The organism is Actinoplanes hulinensis, from assembly GCF_019429605.1.
GTDB classification, from domain to species: Bacteria; Actinomycetota; Actinomycetes; order Mycobacteriales; family Micromonosporaceae; genus Actinoplanes; species Actinoplanes campanulatus.
This window is the reverse complement of the sequence record NZ_JAHXZI010000004.1, coordinates 382,992-405,750: the sequence shown is the minus strand read 5'-3', so window position 1 is coordinate 405,750 and position 22,759 is coordinate 382,992. Positions and strand designations below refer to the sequence as shown.

Genomic DNA, 22,759 nt, shown 5'->3' with positions numbered 1-22,759 from the left:
TGACCGGCGCTACGGTCGTGAATGGGCAGATCGGATGTGCGGACCGCGACTACGAAAAGATCTGGAGAGAGCGCGAGGCGCCACTCGGAGTGAGTGGCGCCTCGCGGCTGTTGTGGATCTCAGCGTGCCCGGTTCAGGAGGCGGCGCGGGTTGAAGCGGGACAGGGTCTCGCCGAGGCTGCTCATCCGTTCGGCCGCCCGGGTGGACCGCTCCGCCATGCCCAGACGCCAGCTGAGCAGCACCGACGGGGGCAGGAGGAGGGCACGCACGCGGGTCCCGGTGGGGGCGCCCTCGGCCATGCCGGAACGGACCCGGGTGAGGGCGACCGCGAGTTCGGCGCCCTGGAGGGGGAGCCGGGCATAGCGGGCGCGTTCCTCGGCGGTGCCCAGCAGGGTCGCCGCCTCGGCGGGGTCGCCGGTGAGGGACGACTCGCGGATCAGCCGCTGGACGGTGATCCGGGGCGTCTCGGTCGGGTCCACCGGCACCTGGTAGTCGATCATCGAGTCGATGAGTTCGTCCCAGGCGGCGTGGGCGTCCTCGCGGGCCCGGCCGGTGTCGCCGGTCACCGTGATGTCGGTGATCCCTTCACCGCCTTCGACGGACAGGACCGCCGGTGCCGTCGCCGGCACCGTGGCGGCGTGCCGCCGGCGGCGGACCAGGATCCGGCGCAGGGCCGGGACCAGCAGCAACGCGATGATCAGCGCGACGCCACCGGCGATCCACAGACCGGTCCAGGAGGTCTCGTCGGCGATCGGGCCGGCCGCGCCGGTCTGGTTGCCCTCGTTCTCCGCCCGGTTGGGACGCTCGGCCGCACCGGGGCCCGCCGACGAGTTCGCGCCGGTCGCGCCGGGGCCGGTCGAGGTGGAGGCCGCCGGGGCGGGCCGGTCCACGTCGGGCGCCCACGCCGAGCGGGCCGACCCGGTGACCGAGGCGGACGGCGTGGCGTCGAACGGCACCCAGCCGAAGCCCTGGAAGTAGACCTCGGTCCAGGCGTGCGCGTTCCGGTTGGTGATCTCGTAGGTGTTGTCGCCGATCGCCTTGCCGCGGGTGAAACCGAACACCACCCGGGCCGGGATGCCGGCGGCGCGGACCATCCACGCCATCGCGGCCGCGTACTGCTGGCAGTAGCCGGCCTTGTTGTTCAGGAAGTCGGCGACCTCCGAGGCCTTCCCGGTCGACGGCACGGACAGGCTGTACTTGAAACCGTTCTCCTGGGAGAAGGAGTCGTAGATCGCCCGGACCTTGTCGTAGTCGTTGTCCTTGCCGGCGATCAGCGCCGCCACCTTCTCCTCGACCGTCGCGTCCGGTGGCCGGGCGGTGAACGCCATCAGCGGGTCACCGGGATCGAGCGAGTCCGACTGGCGCAGCGCGGCGGCGTTGAACGTGGGCCGCAGGTACGTGATGTCGTACCGCTGCTCCTTGGTGGTGGCCCGCCCGGAGAACAGCACCTGCTGGCTCGGGTCGTACGCCCAGTTGCCGTTCAGCTCGCCCACTCGCAACGCGTAGCCGTAGAGGGGCGCCATGTTCTGCTGGAGCCGGTCGGTGACCTGCACCTGGGCTTGGTGCTGCGTGTACCGCGCCGCGCTGGTGGCCGCCACCTGCCGTGGATCGGGCAGGCCCTTGCTCAGCGAGTCGCCCTTCGGGGTGTCGTGGGCGAAACCGTTCTCGGTCAGCACCTCGGCGACGCCGAACCGCAGGTAGAACGGCTCCGGCTCGTCGGTCTTCACCTGGAGCAGCTTGACCGTCTCGGAGTGGTTGAGCTGCCCGCTCAGCGATGCGAACAGGTTGATCCGGCCGCCGTTGCCGTTGCCCGGCCCGGTGCCGATGCCCGGCCCGCTCTGCGTGATCTGGGAGAGCAGGCCGCCGCTCACGGTGGGCACGGCCAGGGGAAGCACCACGGCCGCGAGTACGCCGACCACGCCGATCCGGCGCCCGGCGGCGGCCAGCGGGGAGGGCTCCCAGACGTCCACGTCCCGTCCGTCGCCGGTGAACCGCCGGCCGAAGCGGCGCACCCGGTCCACGTTGTCGGCGACGAGCAGCCACATGTACCCCACGGCGCCGATCATGAACGGCACCGGGGGCACGCTCTCCAGGTAGATCGCGACCGGGATGGAGTAGATGGCCAGCATCGGCAGGCCGGCCAGGGCGGGCCGGCGGAACACCGCGGTCAGCAGGTCGACCGCGATGGCCACGACGCCGACGCCGAGCACCGTGACGAACAGCAGACCGTCGCGGTCGGGGACGGGCACGCCGTACGACCGGGTGTCCTCCCCGGCCTGGTGGATCAGATCCATCCAGTGGCCGAAGGTGTCCGGCTGCGGGATGAAGAACTCCCCGCCGCTGGGGAAGAGCCAGGTCAGCGACAGGACGAAGGCGGCCACCATGCTCGCGGTCTGTGCCCAGGTGGGGAACCGGAAGGTCCGGGTGGCCACCGCGGCGCCCTGGATCAGCAGCACCGTGAGCAGGCACTGCATCAACCAGGTCCAGTCCTTGAAGATCGACGACAGCGGCGCCGCGGCGAGCAGCGTGGCCGCCGCCGCGACGAGCCCGAGGCGACGCCGGCCGGTCATCGGACCACCCCGCTGACCGTCTCGGCCATCGCCGCCCGGTACGCGAAGCCCTGCGAGCCCCGCCCCACCGTCGGCCAGAGCGCCGCCAGGGTGTCGCCGTGCGTCACCGGGACCGACCGCCAGCCGCCGCGGACCAGGGCGAGCGCCGCGGCCGCCTGCTCCCGGTCGGCCTCCTGCCGTTCCCCGTCGGCCAGCGGCACCCAGGTGGAGCTGTCCAGCGTGAACCCGATGCAGGTGGCGCCGTTGCCGCGGAGCTGGCTCAGCAGGCCCGCCTCGGCGGTGGTGAGCGCACCGAACAGGCCGATCACCAGGCCGCCGTCACTGCGCCGCCGGACGTGCTCGACCAGGATCGAGATGTCACCGTTCTGTTCCGCCTTCACGTCGGCCAGGGTGTCCAGGATCAGGCTCTCGCCGCCGGCCTCGGAGGCGTCGACGTCGATGCCCGTGCCGGTGACCAGGCGCAGTTTGTAGCCGGCCTCGCGCAGGTGCACCGCGATGCTGGCGACCGCCGACACCGCCCACTCGAAGCTGGCCGTCGGGCCCTCGCCGCGGTGCGCGTAGACCCGGGTGTCCAGCACGATCGTGGCCCGGCTCTCCCAGGGCTGCTCCTCGCGGCGGACCATCAGCTCACCCGTCCGGGCGGTGGACCGCCAGTGCACCCGGCGCAGGTCGTCGCCGCGACGGTACTCACGGGTGGCCGCGTCGTCCTCGCCGTGCACCGCCACCGAACGGGCGCGGCTGTCGCCGGTGCCCGCGTACTCCCCGGCCAGGCGGACCCGGGGCAGCGCCACCACCTGCGGGATCACGGTGAGCCGGTCCACGCTGGGGAACGAGCGGGTCAGCTCGCACAGCCCGAACGGGTCGGTGAGCCTGACGATCAGGGGGCCGATCGGGTAGCGGCCACGGATGTCGGCGCGCACCGTGTACGCCACCGAGCTGGCCTGGTGCGCCCCGAGCTTCTCCAGCACGACGCGGGGGCGGCTGCCCAGCGCGTACGGCAGGCGGTCCTCCAGGAGCATGGTGCCGGTGGGCAGGCGGGACAGGTTCTGCAGGCGCAGGATGACCCGCGCGCTCGACCCGACCGGGGCCCGCCCCGGCTCCAGCGACCGGGTGCAGGCCAGCTTGTAGCGGCTGCGACCGACATACCACGCGGCGAGCAGCGGGAGGGCGGCCAGCAGCACCGCCACCCGCAGCAGGTCACGCTCACCGAGGATGAGCGCCGAGACCGCGGCGGCGATCGCCGCGGCCAGGAACGAGCGGCCGCGCGTGGTGAGCCCCCGCAGCGCCTCCCGCATCCTCAACGCCCCCGTGACTCGTACGACGCGCGCCCGTCACGGGTGTCGTAGGGATTGCGGGCGTGTGGCAGTGGCAGCCGGTGCACGATCTCGGAGACGATGGCGTCCGTGGTCCGCCGGTTGAGCTGGGCGTCCGCGGTCGGGATGATCCGGTGCGCGAGGACCGGCACGGCCAGCGCCTGGAGATCGTCGGGGAGCACGTAGTCACGGCCCTCCAGAGCGGCCACCGCCTTGGCGGTGCGCAGCAGCTGGAGCGTGGACCGGGGCGACGCGCCGAGCCGGATCTCCGGAGCCTCCCGGGTGGCGGTGACCAGGGCGATCGCGTACTGCTGGACGGCGTCGGCGGCGTGCACCGCGCGGGCCGTCTCGATCAGCCGGCGGACCAGTGCGGCGTCGGCCACGGCCCGCAGGTCGTTGAGCGGGTCGTGGTCGCCGTGGCCGCTGAGCATCGCCAGTTCGGCCCGCGGGTCGGGGTAGCCCATCGCGATCCGCGCGGTGAACCGGTCCCGCTGCGCCTCGGGGAGGGGGTAGGTGCCCTCCATCTCGATCGGGTTCTGCGTCGCGACCACCATGAACGGCGCCTGGAGCTCGTAGGTGGTGCCGTCGACGGTGACCTGCCGCTCCTCCATGCACTCCAGGAGGGCGGACTGGGTCTTCGGCGAGGCCCGGTTGATCTCGTCGCCGACCACCAGGTTGGCGAAGACCGCACCCGGCTTGAACTCGAAGTCCCGCGTCTCCTGGTTGTAGACGCTGACCCCGGTCACATCGCTGGGCAGCAGGTCGGGCGTGAACTGGATGCGCCGCACCGAACAGTCGATCGAGCGGGCCAGTGCCTTGGCGAGCTTGGTCTTGCCGACGCCCGGCACGTCCTCGATCAGCAGGTGGCCCTCGGCGATCAGCACCGCGAGCGCCAGTCGCACCGTCGCGCTCTTGCCCTCGATGACCTGTTCGATGTTGGCCATGATGGCTTGAGCAGCGGTGCGGAACTCGGCGCTCGTCAGCGGGCCTGACGGCTCGCCCCAGGTCGGCGTTGTCACGGGCCTCCTCCAAATACGTGTCTACCCCCGTCAGGTGGAGATCACCCACCGTCAAGGGGCACCGTAGGGTCGCGGGCGCCCAGCGGCCGTGGGCCTCGGCGCTCGCCACCCGTCCCCACAGGTTATCCCCGTACATCCGCATCGCCGAAAGGCCTGATCGTGACCCTGTTGATATCGGTTTTCGGGGGATACCGGACGAACGCGTGCCATCCACCATCCAAAGGCTGGTCGCCTGTGGACAGCCGGGAGTATTTCACGCGCCCGCCATACCGGTCGCCGTCCGTGACGGGGGAGGGGTACCATGCACGCATGGCTCGGTCTTTCCTGCTCCTTAGCCGGCCGTGCTGATCCGTTAGTCGGACCAGGCACGGCTACCCCTCCTGCGCGAGGGGCTTTTTTATGCCCTCTTTCCGAAAAAGACGAGACGTAGACGAGATGGTGAAGATGAGCGAGACCGAGACCCCACCGTTCCGCTATACCGCCGCGATGGCCGGCGAGATCGAGCTGCGCTGGCAGGACCACTGGGCCGAGAAGGGCACCTTCCACGCGCCCAACCCGGTCGGTGAGCTGGCTGATCCCACGCACCCCCGAGCGGGTGCGCCCAAGCTGCACGTCCAGGACATGTTCCCGTACCCGTCCGGCGCCGGCCTGCACGTCGGTCACCCGCTGGGCTACATCGGCACCGACTGCTACACCCGCTACCAGCGGATGGCCGGCTTCAACGTGCTGCACCCGATGGGCTTCGACGCGTTCGGCCTGCCCGCCGAGCAGTACGCGGTGCAGACCGGCACCCACCCGGCGGTCACCACGGCGGCCAACGTCGAGCGGTACCGGCAGCAGCTGCGCCGGCTGGGCCTGGCGTACGACGACCGCCGGTCCTTCTCGACCACCGACCCGGAGTACTACCGCTGGACCCAGTGGATCTTCCTGCAGGTCTTCAACTCCTGGTTCGACCCGTCGGTGCGGAAGGCCCGCCCGATCAGCGAGCTGATCGCCTCCTACGAGGCCGGCGAGCGCGGCCCGGAGTGGGCCGGTCTGTCCGCCGCGGAGAAGCGCAAGGTCATCGACGGTCACCGTCTGGCGTACGTCTCCGAGGCCCCGGTCAACTGGTGCCCCGGCCTGGGCACGGTGCTGGCCAACGAGGAGGTCACCCCGGAGGGCCGCTCCGAGCGCGGCAACTTCCCGGTGTTCCAGCGCAGTCTGAAGCAGTGGATGATGCGGATCACCGCCTACGGTGACCGCCTGGTCGATGACCTGGACACGCTGGACTGGCCGGAGCCGGTCAAGCTGATGCAGCGCAACTGGATCGGCCGGTCGCGCGGTGCCCACGTCGACTTCCCGGTCGAGGGTGGCGTCATCAAGGTCTTCACCACCCGCCCGGACACCCTGTTCGGCGCCACCTACATGGTGCTGGCCCCGGAGCACGAGCTGGTCGAGCGGATCACGCCCGCGGCCTGGCCGGAGGGGACGCACGCGGTCTGGACCGGCGGCCACGAGAGCCCCGCGAAGGCGATCGCCGCCTACCGGGAGGCCGCCGCCGCGAAGACCGACGAGGAGCGGACCGCCGACGGCAAGGTCAAGACCGGTGTCTTCACCGGCGCCTACGCGACCAACCCGGTCAACGGCGCCCAGGTCCCGGTCTTCATCGCCGACTACGTGCTGGCCGGCTACGGCACCGGCGCGATCATGGCGGTGCCCGGCCAGGACGAGCGGGACTGGGCCTTCGCCGAGGTCTTCGAGCTGCCCATCATCCGTACGGTGAAGGCTCCTGAAGGTTTTGAAGGGGCTTTCACCGGCGACGGACCGGCGATCAACAGCGACTGGCTGGACGGCAAGGAGGTCGCCGAGGCCAAGGCCGCCATGATCGAGTGGCTGGAGGCGAACGGCAAGGGCCGTGGCGCCACCACCTATCGGCTGCGGGACTGGCTGTTCAGCCGGCAGCGCTACTGGGGCGAGCCGTTCCCGATCGTCTACGACGAGACCGGCCTGCCGATCGCGCTGCCCGAGTCGATGCTGCCGGTCGAGCTGCCCGACGTGGACGACTTCTCGCCGCGCACCTTCGACGCGGACGACGCGGACACCGAGCCGGAGACCCCGCTGTCCCGCAAGAAGGACTGGGTGCAGGTCGAGCTGGACCTGGGCGACGGCCCGAAGACCTACACCCGCGAGACCAACACCATGCCGCAGTGGGCCGGCTCCTGCTGGTACGAACTGCGCTACCTGGACCCGCACAACACCGGGAAGCTGGTCGACCCGGCCAACGAGGCGTACTGGATGGGCCCCCGCAAGGAGGGCGACTGCGGCGGCGTCGACCTGTACGTCGGCGGTGTCGAGCACGCCGTCCTGCACCTGCTGTACGCCCGCTTCTGGCACAAGGTGCTGTTCGACCTGGGGCACGTCTCGTCGTTCGAGCCGTTCAAGAAGCTGTTCAACCAGGGCTACATCCAGGCGTACGCGTTCCGTGACGACCGTGGCGTCATCGTGCCGGCCGAGGAAGTCGTCGAGCGTGACGGGAAGTGGTACCACGGCGACCAGCAGGTCAACCGCGAGTACGGCAAGATGGGCAAGTCGCTGAAGAACGTCGTCACCCCCGACGAGATGTGCGAGCAGTACGGCGCCGACACGTTCCGGGTGTACGAGATGGCGATGGGCCCGCTGGACGTGTCCCGCCCGTGGGAGACCCGCGCCGTCGTCGGCTCGCAGCGCTTCCTGCAGCGTGCCTGGCGTCTGGTGGTCGACGAGGAGACCGGCGCCGTCCGGGTGACCGGCGAGCCGCTGGACCCGAAGACCCGCAAGGTCCTGCACAAGGTCATCGCCGGCGTCCGCGAGGACATGGAGGAGCTGCGGTTCAACACCGCGATCGCCAAGCTGATCGAGCTGACGAACGCGCTGACCCCGCTGCCGGTCGCCTCCCGCGAGGCGGTCGAGCCGCTGGTGCTGATGCTGTCCCCGTTCGCCCCGCACATGGCCGAGGAACTGTGGAGCAAGCTGGGGCACGACGGCTCGCTGGCGTACGCCGACTTCCCGGTCGCCGACCCGGCCCAGCTGGTCGCCGACGCGATCACCTACCCGGTGCAGGTCAACGGCAAGGTCCGCGGCCGCGTCGAGGTCTCCCCGGAGACCGGCGAGGCCGAGGTCCGCGCCGCCGCGCTGGCCGCGGTCGCCGAGGCGCTGGGCGGCAAGGAGCCGAAGAAGGTCATCGTGGTCAAGGGACGCCTGGTCAGCGTCGTCGTCTGACCACTGGGTGGACACGGCCCGTCGCGGTACGCCGCGGCGGGCCGTCGCCTGTTTGGATGGGCGGTATGTCTGACGTCCTCGCCGTCGCCCCGCTCACCAGGCCCGTCGACGCGACCGTCCGGCCGCCCGGCTCCAAGAGCATCACCAACCGGGCGCTGCTCTGCGCGGCGCTCGCCGACGGCACGTCCACCCTCTCCGGGGTGCTCTTCGCCGACGACACCCGGGCCATGATGGGCGCGGTCGGCGCGCTCGGCGCGACGGTCACCCTTTCCGAGCGCGATCGTACGGTCGTCGTGCGCGGCATCGACCCCGGTACGGCCTCCCGCGCCGCAACGATCGACGCCCGCCAGTCCGGCACCACGTCACGGTTCCTCCTCCCCGCGGCGGCCCTCCTCGGCGGCCGGACCGTCGTGGACGGGAGCGAGCAGTTGCGGGCCCGCCCGTTCGGCCCCGTTCTCGGCGCGCTCCGGCAGATCGGCGCACGCGTCGAGGAGCTGGACCGGCCCGGCTTCCTCCCGGCCGCCGTCACCGGGCCCGCCCACGGTGGCCCGGTCGAGGTCAGCGGCCACATCTCCAGCCAGTTCCTGTCCGGCCTGCTGATGGCCGGGCCGCTGATGGACCGCGGGATCGACGTCACGCTCGCCTCGCCGCTGGTCTCGGTGCCCTACGTGGAGATGACCAAGGCGGTGATGGCGGCCTTCGGGGTGACCGTCACCGGGCTCACCGTTCCGGCGGGCGCCTACCGGGCCGCCGACTACGCGATCGAACCCGACGCCAGCGCGGCCTCCTACTTCCTGGGGGCGGCGGCGATCACCGGTGGGCGCGTCACCGTCTCCGGCCTGGGCACCGGGAGCCTCCAGGGTGATGTGCGGTTCGCCGACGTCCTGGAGCGGATGGGCGCCTCGGTGACCCGTACCGCCGACGCGGTGACCGTCCGCGGTGGGGACCGTCTGCGCGGCATCGACGTCGACATGGCCGACATCTCGGACACCGCGCAGACCCTGGCCGCGGTCGCCGTCTTCGCCGACGGGCCGACCCGGGTCCGGGGGATCGGCTTCATCCGCGGCAAGGAGACCGACCGGGTCGGCGCCGTCGTCACCGAGTTGCGCCGGGCCGGGATCGACGCGGTCGAGGACCCCGACGGCTTCACCATCCACCCGGGAGCGCCGCGGCCGACCCGGTTCGCGACCTACGACGACCACCGGATGGCGATGAGCCTCTCGCTGATCGGCCTGCGCGCGCCCGGCATCGAGATCACCGACCCGGGCTGCGTCGCCAAGACCTACCCCGGCTACTTCACCGACCTCGCCACCCTGGGGTGACCACGGCGCTGATCAGGCGGGCACGGGAGCGCGCCGGGCGGTGTGGCGCCAGCGCAGGATGATCGCCGTGGAGAGGACGAAGCTGAACACGGCCGGGGCCAGGGTGAGGAAGTTCATCTCGCCGGGGGCGACGACCGCGGCGCCGATCACGGCGTAGGTGACCGTGGACGGGATGGCGGCGATGGTGGTGCCGAGCAGGTAGCGCTTGCGGCACACGCTGGTGGTGCCGTAGGCGTAGCCGACCAGGCCGAACGGGGCCAGCGGCAGGAAGCGGACCAGCAGGACCGCGGCGAGGCCGCGACGGTTCAGCCAGCCGTCGAGGCGGGCCAGACGGCTCCCGGCGCGGGCCTGGAGGGCGCCGCGGCCGGCCCAGCGGCCCGCGTAGTAGGTGGCGACCGCGGCGATCACCGCGGCGGCCAGGGCGGCCGCGGATCCGGTGACGGCACCGAGCAGGGCGCCGCAGGTCATCGTGATCAGGGTCCGCGGTACGAGCACCGACAGCAGCATGCCGCCGAGGAACGCCACCGCGAACACGGCGCTCGGGCCCATGGCGGACAGGGTGTCGGCGATGTCCCGCAGCGGCAGCACGGCGGCGAGGCCGGCGAGAGCGCCGACCCCGGCGCCGAGCAGGGAGAACCGGATCAGACGGCGTCTCCACCCCATCGGGGTGGGAGCGGTGGGGGCGGCAGCGTGGTCAATGGCCTGAGGGTCCGCGGAGATTTCAGTGCCCCGCGGGTCGATCAGGTTGTCGGTCATGCAGGCCTACCGCCCCAACTGTCGTCGTTTCAGGACTCGGTGGTGCCGGTCTATACCGCCGGGCTCGCCGCGGCGAGCCGCTCGTTCCGGAGGCGCTCGCTCCAGGTGTCGTCGAGGGGCGTGAGCCTATCCGCGCCGGTGGACCAGCGAAGGAGCAGATCGGCTATCGCCGGGTTGCGGGCCAGCGCCGGGCCGTGCGAATACGTCCCCAGGATCTTGCCCGCCCAGGCGCCCTCGGTCTGGCCGTCGTTGCCGATGCCGCCGGTCACCCGGGCGAGTGGTGCGGCGTGCGCGCCCAGATGGGTACGCCCGCCGTGGTTCTCGAATCCGGTCAGTGGAGGCAGGCCGAGCCGTGGGTCGATGTCACCGCGCAACTCGCCGACCGCCCGGGTCTCGCCCCGGTCGGAGGTGATGTCGAGCAGTCCCAGCCCGGCGCACTTGGCCCCCTTGGCATAGAACGAGTGACCGAGAAGCTGGTAACCCGCGCAGATGGAGAGGATCGCGGCGCCCTGGTTGACCGCCTGGTGCAGGCCACCGTCGGCGAGCAGGCGCTGAGCCGCCAGGGCCTGGGGGCCGTCCTCGCCGCCGCCGATCAGGTAGATGTCGGCGCTGTTCGGCATCCGCTGGTCGGACCGGACCTCGTAGGTCTCCACCGGGATGCCGCGGTCGGCGGCCCGGCGGGCCAGGATGAGCATGTTGCCCCGGTCGCCGTACGTCGACAGCAGATCCGGGTAGATCCACACGATCCGCAGGGACTCAGTTGACACGGTCCAACTCCGCTCGAATGTCCTGGAACGCCGTGTAGTTGGCGATCACCTCGAGGCGGCCGGGCGGAACGGACCGCAGCGCCTCGTCGAAACTGTTTACGTGCCGGAAGGGCACCTGGTTCACCTGGAGGCGGACCGCCAGGTCGAACGCCCGGTCACCGGTGATCAGCACCGGCCGGTCGCGCAGCGGCGAGAAATCGACGTCGTAGAGCCACGACGTGTCCAGGCCGTCGGGGTCGCGGGCGTTGATGGAGAGCAGTGTCGGCGCCTGGTCGGCCATGTCGAAGGCCTCCAGCCAGCTTGCCGGGTTCTTCGCCAGCAACAAGCGGATGTTGCGACCGTCACGGTCGACCTGGGCATACCGTCCGGCGATCGACGCCACCCGGGAGAGCCGGGGGAGCGCCTCTATCGGGCGGACCCCGAACTCGGCGGCCACGGCCAGCGCGGTGGCGGCGTTACCGATGTTCACCCGGCCGGGGAGCTGGAGCTTCACCAGATGCCAGTCGCCGCGGGGGTCGATCACGCCCTCGTCCTCGACCACCCACTGCGGGCGCGGGCGGCGCAGCGGGCAGCCGGTGCACCACCAGTCGCCGCCGGACCGCTCGATCGGGTGGCCGCTCTCCGGGCAGACGAACGAGTCGTCGTGCCAGCGCTGGCCGGCGCTGAACCAGGTGGTCTGCGGGCTGCTGCCGGCCGCCCACACCACCATCGGGTCGTCGGCGTTGGCGACCACCCGGATGTCGGGGTGGCCGGCCAGCGTGGTCTTCCACAGCTGCGCCATCATGGCCACCTCCTTCGCCCGGTCGAGCTGGTCGCGGGAGAGGTTGAGCAGGGCCACCACCTTGGGCCGGGTCTGGTCGATGACCTGGGCCAGATAGTGCTCGTCCACCTCCAGCACGGCGAACGGGGTGTGCCCCTCCTTCGCCAGCGCCGAGGTGTGGCCGGTCGGCATGTTGGCGCCGAACGAGTTGGTGGCGACCCGGCCGAGCACACCGACGGCGGCCGCGGTGAGCCGGGTCGTGGTGGTCTTGCCGTTGGTGCCGGAGACCAGCGCGACGGCGCGGCCCGACGCGAGGTGGGCGAGGAGATCGGGGTCGATCTTCAGGCCGATCCAGCCACCGATCACCGAGCCGTCGCCGCGACCGGCGGCCCTGGAGAGCGCGGCCGCGGTCTTCGACACGGAGGTCGCGACCTTGGCGATGAGAGGCATTCCGTCCGTCACGCCAGCGAGGGTACCGGACGCGAAGGTTACGTCGCGTTGCCAGACGGTCAAGATCACCGACCACTTCGGCTTTTCCGAGGTCCGGACGATTCGGACGTACTCCCAACAGGGTGACGGACTTTTTCTGTGTCCTGATTCACCCGTAACTCTCGACCGATCGTCACTGCTTGAACACCTCGCGTGACGGCATTTGTCTCGCGGAGGTAACAAATTGGACAGCGACAAATATGCCAAACACGGAGAGTGATCAATATGGCGCTGACGATCATTGCCGAAATCAGGTAGCAAAGATTCGCCGGCGGCACACCGCCCGCCGGCCGCACCGGACCGGTTCACGCCGAGCCCTGCCCCGGACCGGACGGTGCGACACCGCAGTTGGCCAGACCACGACAAGGCAATCGGGGGCAGGGACGGGGGACCCATTTCTGGTCTCTCCCGCGCCACCCGGCTTCCACGGGTGACGGATCCGGGAGCGACCTCGGGGTGAAGCCGCATCCATCCGCGGCCGGGCATGCCTTCCCGCCCGAACCCGACAGCTAACCTCGCAGGCGTGCCGGAAGGATCTCTCTACCGTGCACGAACACAGTTCGCGCCGGCGTCGTCGCACGTCCGTCGGCACCGGTACCGTCGCACTGTCCCTGGGGCTCTGCCTCTGCGCCGGCCAGTTGGTCGCCGCATCACCGGCGGCGGCCGCGACCGCCACCGTCACCCCGGTCACCGCGAGTGCGGCAGCCGCGAAGATCACGCCCCAGATCGCCACGAAGGCCAGCACCCGTAGCCTGGCCTGGGGCTCCACCCTCAAGATCACCGCCAAGGTGATCGACCCGGCCACCGGCCAGGTCGCCAAGGGCACGGTCCGTCTCCAGGGCTGGAGCAACGGCGCCTGGCGGACCTGGGACACCGACACCGTCAAGGGTGGCGCGGTCACGCTGACCGCGAAGCCGACGAAGACGGTGTGGGTCCGGACCCTGTTCTCCGGGACGGGGTACAACCAGCGGGCCACCAACAAGATGAAGGTCACGGTCCGCGCCAGTGGCGCCAAGGTCCTGGCCGAGGCCAAGAAGCACAAGGGCGCGCTGTACCTGTTCGGTGCGGCCGGCCCGAAGCGCTTCGACTGCTCGGGCTTCACCAAGTACGTCTACAAGAAGGCGGCCGGCAAGAGCCTGCCGCACAAGGCGAACTCACAGCAGAAGTACGGCAAGTCCGTCTCGAAGAGCAACAAGCGGGTCGGCGACCTGATCATCTTCCGCAACGGGTCGTACGGCTACCACGCCGGGATCTACGCCGGGAACGGCTACGTCTACGACTCGCCGCACAGTGGGGCCCGGGTCGGCAAGCACAAGATCTGGAACAAGAACTACGTGGTACGGCGCCTCGTCGCGTAGGGCCCATAGTAGTAAGGAACAGCGCTGTGGGGTGTGGCCCGGTTCGGGGCACACCCCACAGACGTCTCCACATTCCTCCACACACCCGCCCCCAGGGCTCCCGGGGCGGGTGTTTTCGTACCCGGAGCGCCCGATGTCGGAAACCGGACGGGGTTGATCATGCGCTTGGCCCTCCACTCCGCTCCACCACCTGTGAACAGGGGTTTCGTCCGCGAAAAGGCCTCGCGAGCGATCGCTTTCGGGTTGCAGGTGGAGGGAAGTGGAGTAGAGTGGGGCGCAGTGGCAGGGGCGGAGGAGCGCAGCCGGACCTGCCGGCCCGAGTTGACAGGCGGTCCACTCCCTCCGCGAAGGAGCGGGCGCCACGGCAAAGGGGTGGGGGCCGATGTTTCTCGGCACGCACACTCCGCGCCTCGACGAGAAGGGCCGGCTGATCCTCCCGGCGAAGTTCCGTGATGAGCTGGCGGGAGGTGTCGTGATCACGAAGGGGCAGGAACGCTGTCTTTACGTGTTCCCGATGCCGGAGTTCCAGCGCATCGCCGGCCAGCTCCGTGAGGCGCCGGTGACGAACAAGGCGGCCCGGGCATACAGCCGGGTGTTCTTCGCCAGCGCGCATGACGAGGTGCCCGACAGGCAAGGCAGAGTGACCATTCCTGCCCATTTGCGGGAGTATGCCAGTCTTGGTCGCGATCTGGTGGTGATCGGCGCGAGCACCCGGGTCGAGATCTGGGACAAGCAGTCCTGGGATGACTACCTCTCGGCGAGCGAGGAAGAGTTCGCCGGCATCGAGGAGGGGGTGCTGCCCGGCGGACTGTAGGGCGTGGCACTCGGTGGGCCGCTGGTTCGGCCCGGATCGCCACTGCCGCCGTACTGCGAGATCTCCAGCCGCTCCGCTCCTGGCGCCTCTTCCCCGGCGCCAGGCGTGTGTCCGGAGCCGGTTCGCCGGCGTAGGACAGAGCGGATGGGGATCTGGCGGTACGGAAGGTGGGCCGGGCCGGAACGGCAGTAACTGAACAACCGGGTGAGACGCGGACGGGTAAGGCAACTTGGGGGGCGACATGGGGGAGCCGCGGGGCACACACGTGCCGGTGCTGCTCGAGCGCTGCATTGAACTGCTCGCTCCCGCTCTGGAGTTGCCGGGCGCCGTCCACGTCGATTTCACGCTGGGTCTGGGCGGGCACGCCGAAGCGGTCCTGGAGCGGTTTCCGGACGTGGTCCTGGTCGGACTCGACCGGGACACCGAGGCGCTGGCGCACGCACGGCACCGCCTCATCCGGTTCGGCGACCGGACTCGTCTGGTGCACGCCGTCTACGACGAACTGCCCCGGGTTCTCGCGGAGCTGGAGATCCCGGCGATCCACAGCGGACTGTTCGACCTCGGGGTGTCCTCGTTGCAGCTGGACGAGGCGGACCGCGGGTTCGCGTACGCGCAGGACGCCCCACTGGACATGCGGATGGACCAGTCCCGCGGGGTGACCGCCGAGGAGATCGTCAACGAGTACGCGCCGGGTGAGCTGGTGCGCATCCTGCGGCAGTACGGCGAGGAGAAGTTCGCGCCGCGGGTCGTCTCGTCGATCGTGCGCGAGCGGGCGAAGGGCCGGATCACGTCGACCGCCCGTCTGGCCGAGCTGGTCAAGGACGCCATCCCGGCCGCCGCGCGGCGAACGGGTGGAAATCCGGCAAAAAGAACTTTTCAGGCACTACGCATTGAGGTGAACGGCGAGCTGGAAGTGCTCGAGCGAGCGGTTCCTGCTGCCTTGGACGTGTTGGCGCCCAAGGGGCGTCTTGTGGTGATGAGTTATCAATCGTTGGAGGACAGGATCGTCAAGCGCGCACTCACCGCGAGGTCGCGCAGTACCGGGCCGGTCGACCTTCCGGTCGAGCTGCCCGGGACCGGTCCCAGTCTGCGGCTGCTGACCCGTGGGTCCGAGCCGCCCAGCGAGGCGGAGGTGGCGGAGAACCCGAGGGCGGCCTCGGTGAAGCTGCGCGCCGTGGAACGGATCGACGAGCAGGAGCAGAGCCGGAAGCACAACCAGGCAGTCGGGGCGGTCCGCGAACGGCCCCGGATGTCTACAACTCGCGGGGGACGAGGGCGGTTACGCCCGGGGGCGAACGAGGAAGAGGGGGAGGGACGAGCATGAGCGAGCGATCCGAAGCGCCGCGGCCGGGGGGCCGATCGGCGCAACCGCGCGACAACGCCGGGGTGAGCCGCGATGCCGAGACCGGGCGTAATGGTGTGCGGGGGGCACGCCGGTCGTCCGGGAGTTCCGACACGCGCCGGTCAGGGATCCGGGGCCGGAGCGCGGGCAGGCCGACCGCGTCGGTCGACGGAGCCACCGCGCTGAACATCGAGGTGACCGGCGACGCGCCGCCGGTCACGGGCCGTGCCCGGCTGTGGGTCGCGCCGCCGCTGCCGATCCGCGCGCCACGGGCCACCTTCGCGGCCGCTGTGATCGCCGTGGTCCTGGTCGGTGTGGTCGGCATCCTGCTGATCAACACCAAGACCGTGGAACGGTCCTTCCGGCTCGACGCGCTCCGCAAGGAGAAGGTGGCGCTCGACAAGCAGCAGCAGGAGCTGGACCGGCAGTTGGTCGAGAAGTCCGGTCCGGGCAGCCTGGCCGCGGCGGCCCGCCGGCTCGGTCTGGTGCCGGCCGACTCGCCCGCGGTGATCTGGCTGCCGGAGGGCACCATCGTCCGGACGCCGGTGCCGGGCAAGGGCGACCGGCCCCTGACCGCGCCGGATGACCTGAGCCGGGCGGGCACGCCGTCCGCGGGCGCCGGGGAGTAGGCCGGCATGACGCCGCGAGACGAGGACGAGGCACCGCGCCGGGGCAAACAGCCCCGGCGCGGTTCGTCACGTGACCTGCCGGGCGACGAGCAGCCCGACGACCCCCGGGAGGGCCGGCGCGGGTTCTCCAGCATCGGGGAGGCGCGGGCGTACACCCCGCGCGGCCGGACCGTGGCCGAGCGGGGGCGTCTGCCACGTACCGGGGGCCGCAACGCCGACCCGTTCCGGCCGGCGCTGCAGGTGCTCGACGGGGGCGAGAGCGGCCAGCGGACCCGTGGTCGCGGCCGCCCGGCCGAGCAGCCGCCCGCTCCCCGGGAGAGCAAGGCCGACAAGCCCCGGGAGAGCAAGCCCGACAAGCCCCGGGGGAGCAGGGCCGACAAACCCCGGGCCGCGGACAAACCCCGGGAACGGCAACCGGAGCGGCGTGAACGCGAGTCGTCAACACGTACCAGGAATGCCCGTACCGGAAAAGCGGGAGCCGGACCACGACAGACCGTGACCAGCCGGCCGAAGCCGGTCCCGGCGGAGCCGCCGAAGCTCGCCAACAGCACCCGCCGGCTGCGGCTCGGCACCGTGCTCGCGCTGTCGTTGTTCGTCACCATCGGGGTCCGTCTCGTGGTGCTCCAGGTGGCTACCTCCCCGGAGGAGGCGGAGAGCCTGCTCAAGCTGCGGGAGAACCGGCTCAGCACGGTGGCGCTGCCGGCGCCGCGTGGCAGCATCCTGGACCGGGACCGCCACGTGCTCGCGCACAGCGTGGAGGCGCGCTACGTCTACGTCGATCCGGAGAACGAGGAGCTGCGCAGGGACGTGGCCGGCACGGCGGCCAAACTGGCCCCGCTGCTCGGCATCCGGCAGTCCGAGCTGCTCGAGGACATGCGGCGCAAGCAGGTGCTCGGCAAGTGGCTGAAGTTCCGCTACCTGGCCCGTGGTGTGCCGGTCGCGGTGGCCGACGAGATCGAGGAGCTGGGCCTGCCCGGCATCTACACGCACTCCGACGAGCGGCGTGACGTGCCCGGCCGGGACCTCGCGGCGAACCTGATCGGCTTCACCGGCGACGACCATCACGGTCTCGAAGGGCTGGAGGCTCGCTACGACGACCTGCTGCACGGCACCGACGGCAAGCGGGTCTTCGAGGTCGGCACCGGCAAGAAGCTGAACCTGCCGATCCCGAGCGGATTCCAGCAGGAGACCCCGGCCCAGCCGGGCAGCTCGCTCCAGCTCACCATCGACCAGGACCTCCAGTACCAGGTGCAGCGGGTGCTCAACACGGCCGGCCGCAAGCAGAACGCGACGGTGGGCAGCGCGGTGGTGCTGGACATCAAGACCGGCGAGGTGCTGGCCCAGGCCAGTTACCCGCCCTACAACGCCGCGGACGCGGAGAAGTACGACTCCGACGAGCGGATCGACGCGGCCAGCAGCATCGTGACCGACCCGGGGTCGAGTCACAAGGCGTTCATCTTCGGCGCGGCCCTCCAGGAGGGCCTGATCAAGCCGGACGAGCTCATCGAGATCGGTCCGGCGATCAAGAAGGGCGACACCAGGTTCGAGGACACCCATCCGCAGGACACCGGCACCCGGATGACCCTGCCGGGGCTGATGGCCTACTCGTCGAACGTCGGCACCATCCTGATCGCCGACCGGCTCGGCAAGGAGAAGGTCTACGAGTACCAGCAGAAGTTCGGGCTGGGGAAGGCCACCGGCGAGGGGATGCCCGGCGAGGCCGAGGGCGATCTGCTCAAGCCGGAGGACTGGAGCGGCTCCTCGTACGGCTCGGTGCCGATCGGCCACAGCGTCTCGGCGACCCTGATCCAGATGGCGGCCGGGTTCGCGGCCATCGCGAACGACGGTGTCTACATCCAGCCGCACCTGATCAAGGCGACCATCTCCGGCGAGGACGGCGAGGTGACCCCCGCCGCCGCGCCGGAGACGCACCGGGTGCTGGACACCGACGTGGCCCGTCAGCTGCGCCTGATCATGGAGGCGGTCGTGGACGTCGACGGCGGCACCGGTGGCGCTGCCGCGGTCCAGGGCTACCGGGTGGCGGGCAAGACCGGCACCGGCAAGATGCTCATCGACGGCCAGTACACCAGCCACAACGCCAGCTCCTTCATCGGCATGGCGCCGGCCGACAATCCGCGGTACGTGATCGGCGTATCGATGGACGTACGGGAGGGTGGCGGCGGTGACGTGGCGGCCCCGGCGTTCAGCGAGATGATGAACTACACCCTTCTTCATAACCATGTGCCACCGTCCGGTAGCAAGGTGCCGAAGTTCAAGATCAAGGAGTGAAGCGGGTCGCATGGCGTTGACAGCAAGTCCCCGGGTACGGGGTAGGGTCTGACGCCGTGTCCGGCATTCCACGTCCCGAGACCGTCACGCCGTGCCTGATGACGCGGCTGGCGGAGCTGATACCGGCAGAGTTGACCGGCGGTGACGTCCCGGTCACCGGTATCACCCACAGTAGCGGCGCGGTTCGTCCGGGCGATCTCTACGCGGCCCTGCCCGGCGCCAACCGGCACGGCGCGGAGTTCATCGCGGACGCCGCCCGGTCCGGCGCGGTGGCCGTCCTGACCGACCCGGCCGGGTTGCCCGCCGCGCTCGCCGAGGGGCTCCCCGCGCTCGTCGCCGCCGACCCGCGGGCGGTGCTCGGCGCCGCGTCGGCGGCGATCTACGGGGAGCCGTCCCGCGGGCTCACCATGATCGGCGTGACCGGCACGGCCGGGAAGACCTCCACGTCGTACCTGGTCGAGTCGGGCCTGCGGGCCGCCGGTCTGGTGACCGGCCTGGTCGGCACGGTGGAGACCCGTCTCGGCGACCTGGTGGTCAAGAGCGTCCGCACCACCCCGGAGGCCACCGACCTGCAGGCGGTCCTCGCCGCCTCCCTGGAGCGCGGCGTCCAGGCCGTGGTCATGGAGGTCTCCAGCCACGCGCTGGTGATGGGCCGGGCCGACGGGATCCGGTTCGCCGCCGCCGGGTACACCAACTTCGGCCAGGACCACCTGGACTTCCACCCGACCTCGGAGGAGTATTTCGCGGCCAAGGCACGGCTCTTCGACGGCCGGTCCGCGGTGGCGGTGCTCAACCACGACGACCCGGCCGTGATGGGCCTGTTCCGCGACGGGACCATCACCTACTCGGCGGCCGGGGACACGGCGGCCACCTGGTGGGCCTCCGACGTGCGGCCGTCCGAATTCGGTCAGCGGTTCACGGCACACGGCCCGGACGGCCTGACCGTCGCGACCGGGGTGGCGCTGCCCGGCCTGCACAACGTGGCGAACGCGCTGCTCGCGCTGGCCCTGCTGGTCGCCGTCGGCATCGACCCGGCGGTCGCGGGCGAGGGCATCGCGGCCTGCCGGGGCGTGCCCGGCCGTCTGGAGCAGGTCGAGGCGCCCGGTGAGGTCCTCGGCGTGGTCGACTACGCGCACAAGCCGAACGCCATCGTGGCGGCGCTGGCCGCGCTGCGCGAGCTGGCCACGGCGCGCGGTGGGCGGCTGGTCTGCGTGATCGGCGCCGGCGGCGACCGGGACAAGGGCAAGCGGCCGTTGATGGGCGCGGCCGCGGCGCAGGGCGCCGACCTGGTGATCATCACCGATGACAACCCCAGGACCGAAGACCCGGCATCCGTACGCCACGCGGTGCGCGCGGGCGCGGAGGAGGCGCCGACGGCCGCGAAGGTCATCGAGGTCGCCGGACGGCGGGCCGCGATCGAGGAGGCGGTCCGGCAGGCCGTCGCCGGTGACGTGATCGCGGTGCTCGGCAAGGGCAACGAACAGGGCCAGGAGGTGAACGGTCAGGTGCTGCCGTTCGACGACCGGATCGAGCTCGCCCAGGCGCTGGAGGCTCACGCATGATCGCGCTCCCGCTCGGCGAGATCGCCGAGATCACCGGTGGCCGGGTGACCGGCGGCGACCCGTCGGTGGTCGTGACCGGCCCGGTCGAGTACGACTCCCGCAAGATCGGCCCGGGCGGCCTGTTCGTGGCGTTCGCGGGGGAGAAGGTGGACGGCCACGACTTCGCGGGCGTCGCGATCGAGCGGGGCGCCGCCGCGGTCCTGGGCTCCCGGGACACCGGAGTGCCCGGCGTCGTGGTCGAGGACCCGCTGGCCGCCCTGGCCGCCCTGGCCCGGGTGGTGGTCGCCCGGCTGGACAAGCTGACCGTGGTGGGCCTGACCGGGTCGTCCGGCAAGACCACCACCAAGGACTACATCGGCCAGCTGCTGTCCCGGCTGGGGCCGACCGTGGCGCCGGCCGGGTCGCTCAACAACGAGCTGGGTTTTCCGTACACGGTGTTGCAGGCGACCGAGGAGACCCGGTTCCTGGTGCTGGAGATGGGCGCCCGGGGGATCGGGCACATCCGCTACCTGACCGAGATCGCCCAGCCGTCGATCGGTGTGGTGCTGAACGTGGGCGCCGCGCACATCGGCGAGTTCGGCTCCGTGGAGGGCACCGCCCGGGCCAAGGGCGAGCTGGTCGAGGCGCTGCCGTCGTCCGGCACCGCGATCCTGAACGCGGACGATCCGCTGGTGGCGGGGATGGCGTCGCGTACCTCGGCCACCGTGGTGCTGGTCGGGTCCCGGGGCGGCTTGACAGCTTCGGATATTTCGCTCGACTCCGCCGGCCGCGCCACCTACCAGCTCTCCGATGGCTCTCGAATCGGCGATGTCCGGCTTTCCGTGGCGGGAGAGCACCAGGTGGCCAACACGCTCGCGGCGGGCGCCGTGGCGCTGGCCGCCGGAATGGAGTTCGGTGACCTGGTGGCGGCGCTCGGCGAGGTCGGGATCGTCTCCGGCCGCCGGATGGACGTCTTCACCCGGCCGGACGGGATCGTCGTCATCGACGACTCCTACAACGCGAACCCCTCGTCGACCGCGGCCGCGCTGCGGGCGCTGGCGTCGATGGGTTCCGGTAAGCGCACCACCGCCGTGCTCGGCTACATGGCCGAGCTCGGCGAGTTCGAGGTGTCCGGGCACGCCGAGGTCGGGCGGCTCGCCGCCGAACTGGGCGTGGACCGGTTGATCGCGGTAGCCGGCGAGGCCCGTCCGATTCTGGACGGCACGGCCGGCGTGGCCGGGTGGCGGGGCACGGGGCTCTTCGCCGCCGACCAGGCCGCCGCGATCGAGATTCTGCGCCAGGACCTGCACGCCGACGACGTCGTGCTGGTCAAGGGTTCCCGGTACCGCACATGGGACGTCGCCGACTGGCTGCGGCGCCCCGAGGAGGTTCAGCCCACGTGAGGGCAGTCATCGTCGCGGCCGCGGTCGCCTTTCTCATCTCGCTCTTCGGCACCCCGATCGCGATCCGGGTCTTCTCGGCGCTCAAGGCCGGTCAGCCGATCCGCACCATCGGCCCGCAGACCCACCTGGGCAAGCGGGGCACCCCGACGATGGGCGGCGTGGCGTTCATCCTCGCCACCGTCCTGGCGTACGTCGCCGGGCACGTGGCCCTGACCACACTCCCGGAGCGGCAGATCGCCCAGGAGAAGCCGACCATGACCGCGCTGGTCCTGCTCGGCGTCTTCGTCTTCTGTGGCGCGGTCGGCTTCATGGACGACTTCCTCAAGGTCCGCAAGCGCAACTCGGACGGTCTCAGCGCCAAGGGCAAGCTGCTCGGCCAGCTGCTGATCGGCACCGGCTTCGGCATCGCGGCCCTGTACTTCCCGAGCACCAACGGGCAGACCGTGGCCAGCGAGCGGATCTCCTTCATCCGCGACGTGAGCTGGCTGGACGTCGGCAAGGTCGGCTCGGTCATGGTGTTCGTCTTCGTCATCATGGCGATGTCGAACGGCGTGAACCTCACCGACGGCCTCGACGGCCTGGCCACCGGCGCCTCGATCCTGGTGCTCGGCGCGTACTCGCTGATCGGGTTCTGGCAGTACCGGCACTGGTGCGGTGACAACGACTACGTCGGTCAGGCGGGCTCGCTCACCGCGCAGCACTGTTATCAGGTCCGGGACCCACTCGAGATCGCGATGATCGCCGCGGCGGCCGCGGCGGCCTGTGTCGGCTTCCTCTGGTGGAACACCAACCCGGCCCGGATCTTCATGGGTGACACCGGCGCGCTGGCGCTGGGCGGCCTGATCGGCGGCCTCGCGGTGGCCACCCGGACCACCCTGCTGTCGGTCATCATCGGCGGTCTGTTCGTGATCATCACGATGTCCGTGGTCATCCAGATCATCTCGTTCAAGACCACCGGCAAGCGGGTCTTCCGGATGTCGCCGTTGCAGCACCACTTCGAGCTGGCCGGCTGGAGCGAGGTCAACATCGTGGTCCGGTTCTGGATCATCGCGGGCATCTGCGCCGCCATCGGTCTGGGCCTGTTCTACAGCGACCACCTGGCGGTCATGGGATAGATCTCCCCCGCGACACGCCATCGACGTGACGCGGC

At 71.0% G+C, this 22,759-nt stretch carries 16 protein-coding genes and 1 riboswitch; of the genes, 10 read left to right on the top strand and 6 right to left on the bottom strand.

The window, feature by feature from the left end; translation table 11 throughout:
- Nucleotides 1-119: 119 nt before the first annotated feature.
- Genes KZ829_RS10260 through KZ829_RS10250 form a run of 3 tightly spaced genes read right to left on the bottom strand, consistent with a single transcriptional unit; the run spans nucleotide 120 to nucleotide 4,902 of the window.
- Nucleotides 120-2,570 (bottom strand): transglutaminase TgpA family protein, encoded by a 2,451-nt coding sequence (locus KZ829_RS10260; protein WP_220143590.1) that lies wholly within the window; start codon nucleotides 2,568-2,570, stop codon nucleotides 120-122.
- Nucleotides 2,567-3,865, bottom strand: coding sequence for a DUF58 domain-containing protein (locus KZ829_RS10255; RefSeq protein WP_220143589.1), 1,299 nt, complete (start codon nucleotides 3,863-3,865; stop codon nucleotides 2,567-2,569). Before KZ829_RS10255 ends, KZ829_RS10260 begins: the two co-directional genes overlap by 4 nt.
- Before the next feature lie 2 nt (nucleotides 3,866-3,867).
- Nucleotides 3,868-4,902: an AAA family ATPase gene (locus KZ829_RS10250; protein WP_220143588.1), complete on the bottom strand. Its 1,035-nt coding sequence runs from the start codon at nucleotides 4,900-4,902 to the stop codon at nucleotides 3,868-3,870.
- A gap of 435 nt (nucleotides 4,903-5,337) precedes the next feature.
- On the opposite strand from KZ829_RS10250, the gene leuS reads away from it, so the two are divergent.
- Together leuS and aroA are read left to right on the top strand one after the other, a co-directional pair.
- A complete protein-coding gene (gene leuS / locus KZ829_RS10245) occupies nucleotides 5,338-8,139 on the top strand; it encodes a leucine--tRNA ligase (protein WP_372453851.1) in 2,802 nt (933 codons plus the stop codon).
- 65 nt (nucleotides 8,140-8,204) lie between these two features.
- Nucleotides 8,205-9,461: a 3-phosphoshikimate 1-carboxyvinyltransferase gene (gene aroA, locus KZ829_RS10240; RefSeq protein ID WP_220143586.1), complete on the top strand. Its 1,257-nt coding sequence runs from the start codon at nucleotides 8,205-8,207 to the stop codon at nucleotides 9,459-9,461.
- Between the two features lie 12 nt (nucleotides 9,462-9,473).
- On the opposite strand, the gene KZ829_RS10235 is transcribed toward aroA, so the two are convergent.
- The 3 genes from KZ829_RS10235 to KZ829_RS10225 are packed head-to-tail and all read right to left on the bottom strand — an operon-like array spanning nucleotide 9,474 to nucleotide 12,194.
- Complete coding sequence (locus KZ829_RS10235; RefSeq protein WP_220143585.1) at nucleotides 9,474-10,217, bottom strand: TVP38/TMEM64 family protein; 744 nt, start codon at nucleotides 10,215-10,217, stop codon at nucleotides 9,474-9,476.
- Between the two features lie 50 nt (nucleotides 10,218-10,267).
- The gene (locus tag KZ829_RS10230; RefSeq protein WP_220143584.1) at nucleotides 10,268-10,984 is read right to left on the bottom strand and encodes a type 1 glutamine amidotransferase; all 717 of its coding nucleotides are present in this window, start codon (nucleotides 10,982-10,984) and stop codon (nucleotides 10,268-10,270) included.
- A complete protein-coding gene (locus KZ829_RS10225) occupies nucleotides 10,974-12,194 on the bottom strand; it encodes a Mur ligase family protein (RefSeq protein ID WP_220143671.1) in 1,221 nt (406 codons plus the stop codon). Before KZ829_RS10225 ends, KZ829_RS10230 begins: the two co-directional genes overlap by 11 nt.
- Before the next feature lie 440 nt (nucleotides 12,195-12,634).
- A riboswitch (cyclic di-AMP (ydaO/yuaA leader) is annotated at nucleotides 12,635-12,771 on the top strand.
- Between the two features lie 7 nt (nucleotides 12,772-12,778).
- Here KZ829_RS10225 and KZ829_RS10220 point away from each other — a divergent pair.
- The 8 genes from KZ829_RS10220 (at nucleotide 12,779) to mraY (ending at nucleotide 22,724) form a co-directional block, all read left to right on the top strand.
- Complete coding sequence (locus tag KZ829_RS10220; protein WP_308285418.1) at nucleotides 12,779-13,591, top strand: C40 family peptidase; 813 nt, start codon at nucleotides 12,779-12,781, stop codon at nucleotides 13,589-13,591.
- A gap of 382 nt (nucleotides 13,592-13,973) precedes the next feature.
- Nucleotides 13,974-14,405, top strand: a complete 432-nt coding sequence (gene mraZ / locus KZ829_RS10215; protein ID WP_183217399.1) for a division/cell wall cluster transcriptional repressor MraZ — start codon at nucleotides 13,974-13,976, stop codon at nucleotides 14,403-14,405.
- 229 nt (nucleotides 14,406-14,634) lie between these two features.
- Complete coding sequence (gene rsmH, locus KZ829_RS10210; RefSeq protein ID WP_220143583.1) at nucleotides 14,635-15,729, top strand: 16S rRNA (cytosine(1402)-N(4))-methyltransferase RsmH; 1,095 nt, start codon at nucleotides 14,635-14,637, stop codon at nucleotides 15,727-15,729.
- 212 nt (nucleotides 15,730-15,941) lie between these two features.
- Nucleotides 15,942-16,376, top strand: coding sequence for a cell division protein FtsL (gene ftsL / locus KZ829_RS10205; protein WP_220143582.1), 435 nt, complete (start codon nucleotides 15,942-15,944; stop codon nucleotides 16,374-16,376).
- Between the two features lie 6 nt (nucleotides 16,377-16,382).
- Nucleotides 16,383-18,665, top strand: a complete 2,283-nt coding sequence (locus tag KZ829_RS10200; RefSeq protein WP_220143581.1) for a peptidoglycan D,D-transpeptidase FtsI family protein — start codon at nucleotides 16,383-16,385, stop codon at nucleotides 18,663-18,665.
- Nucleotides 18,666-18,721: 56 nt separating this feature from the next.
- Nucleotides 18,722-20,227, top strand: coding sequence for a UDP-N-acetylmuramoyl-L-alanyl-D-glutamate--2,6-diaminopimelate ligase (locus tag KZ829_RS10195; protein ID WP_372453850.1), 1,506 nt, complete (start codon nucleotides 18,722-18,724; stop codon nucleotides 20,225-20,227).
- On the top strand, nucleotides 20,224-21,609 hold the full coding sequence (locus KZ829_RS10190) for a UDP-N-acetylmuramoyl-tripeptide--D-alanyl-D-alanine ligase (RefSeq protein WP_220143580.1): 1,386 nt from the start codon (nucleotides 20,224-20,226) through the stop codon (nucleotides 21,607-21,609). Before KZ829_RS10195 ends, KZ829_RS10190 begins: the two co-directional genes overlap by 4 nt.
- Nucleotides 21,606-22,724, top strand: a complete 1,119-nt coding sequence (gene mraY / locus KZ829_RS10185) for a phospho-N-acetylmuramoyl-pentapeptide-transferase (protein WP_220143579.1) — start codon at nucleotides 21,606-21,608, stop codon at nucleotides 22,722-22,724. The genes KZ829_RS10190 and mraY overlap by 4 nt, the downstream gene beginning before the upstream one ends.
- Nucleotides 22,725-22,759 lie beyond the last annotated feature (35 nt).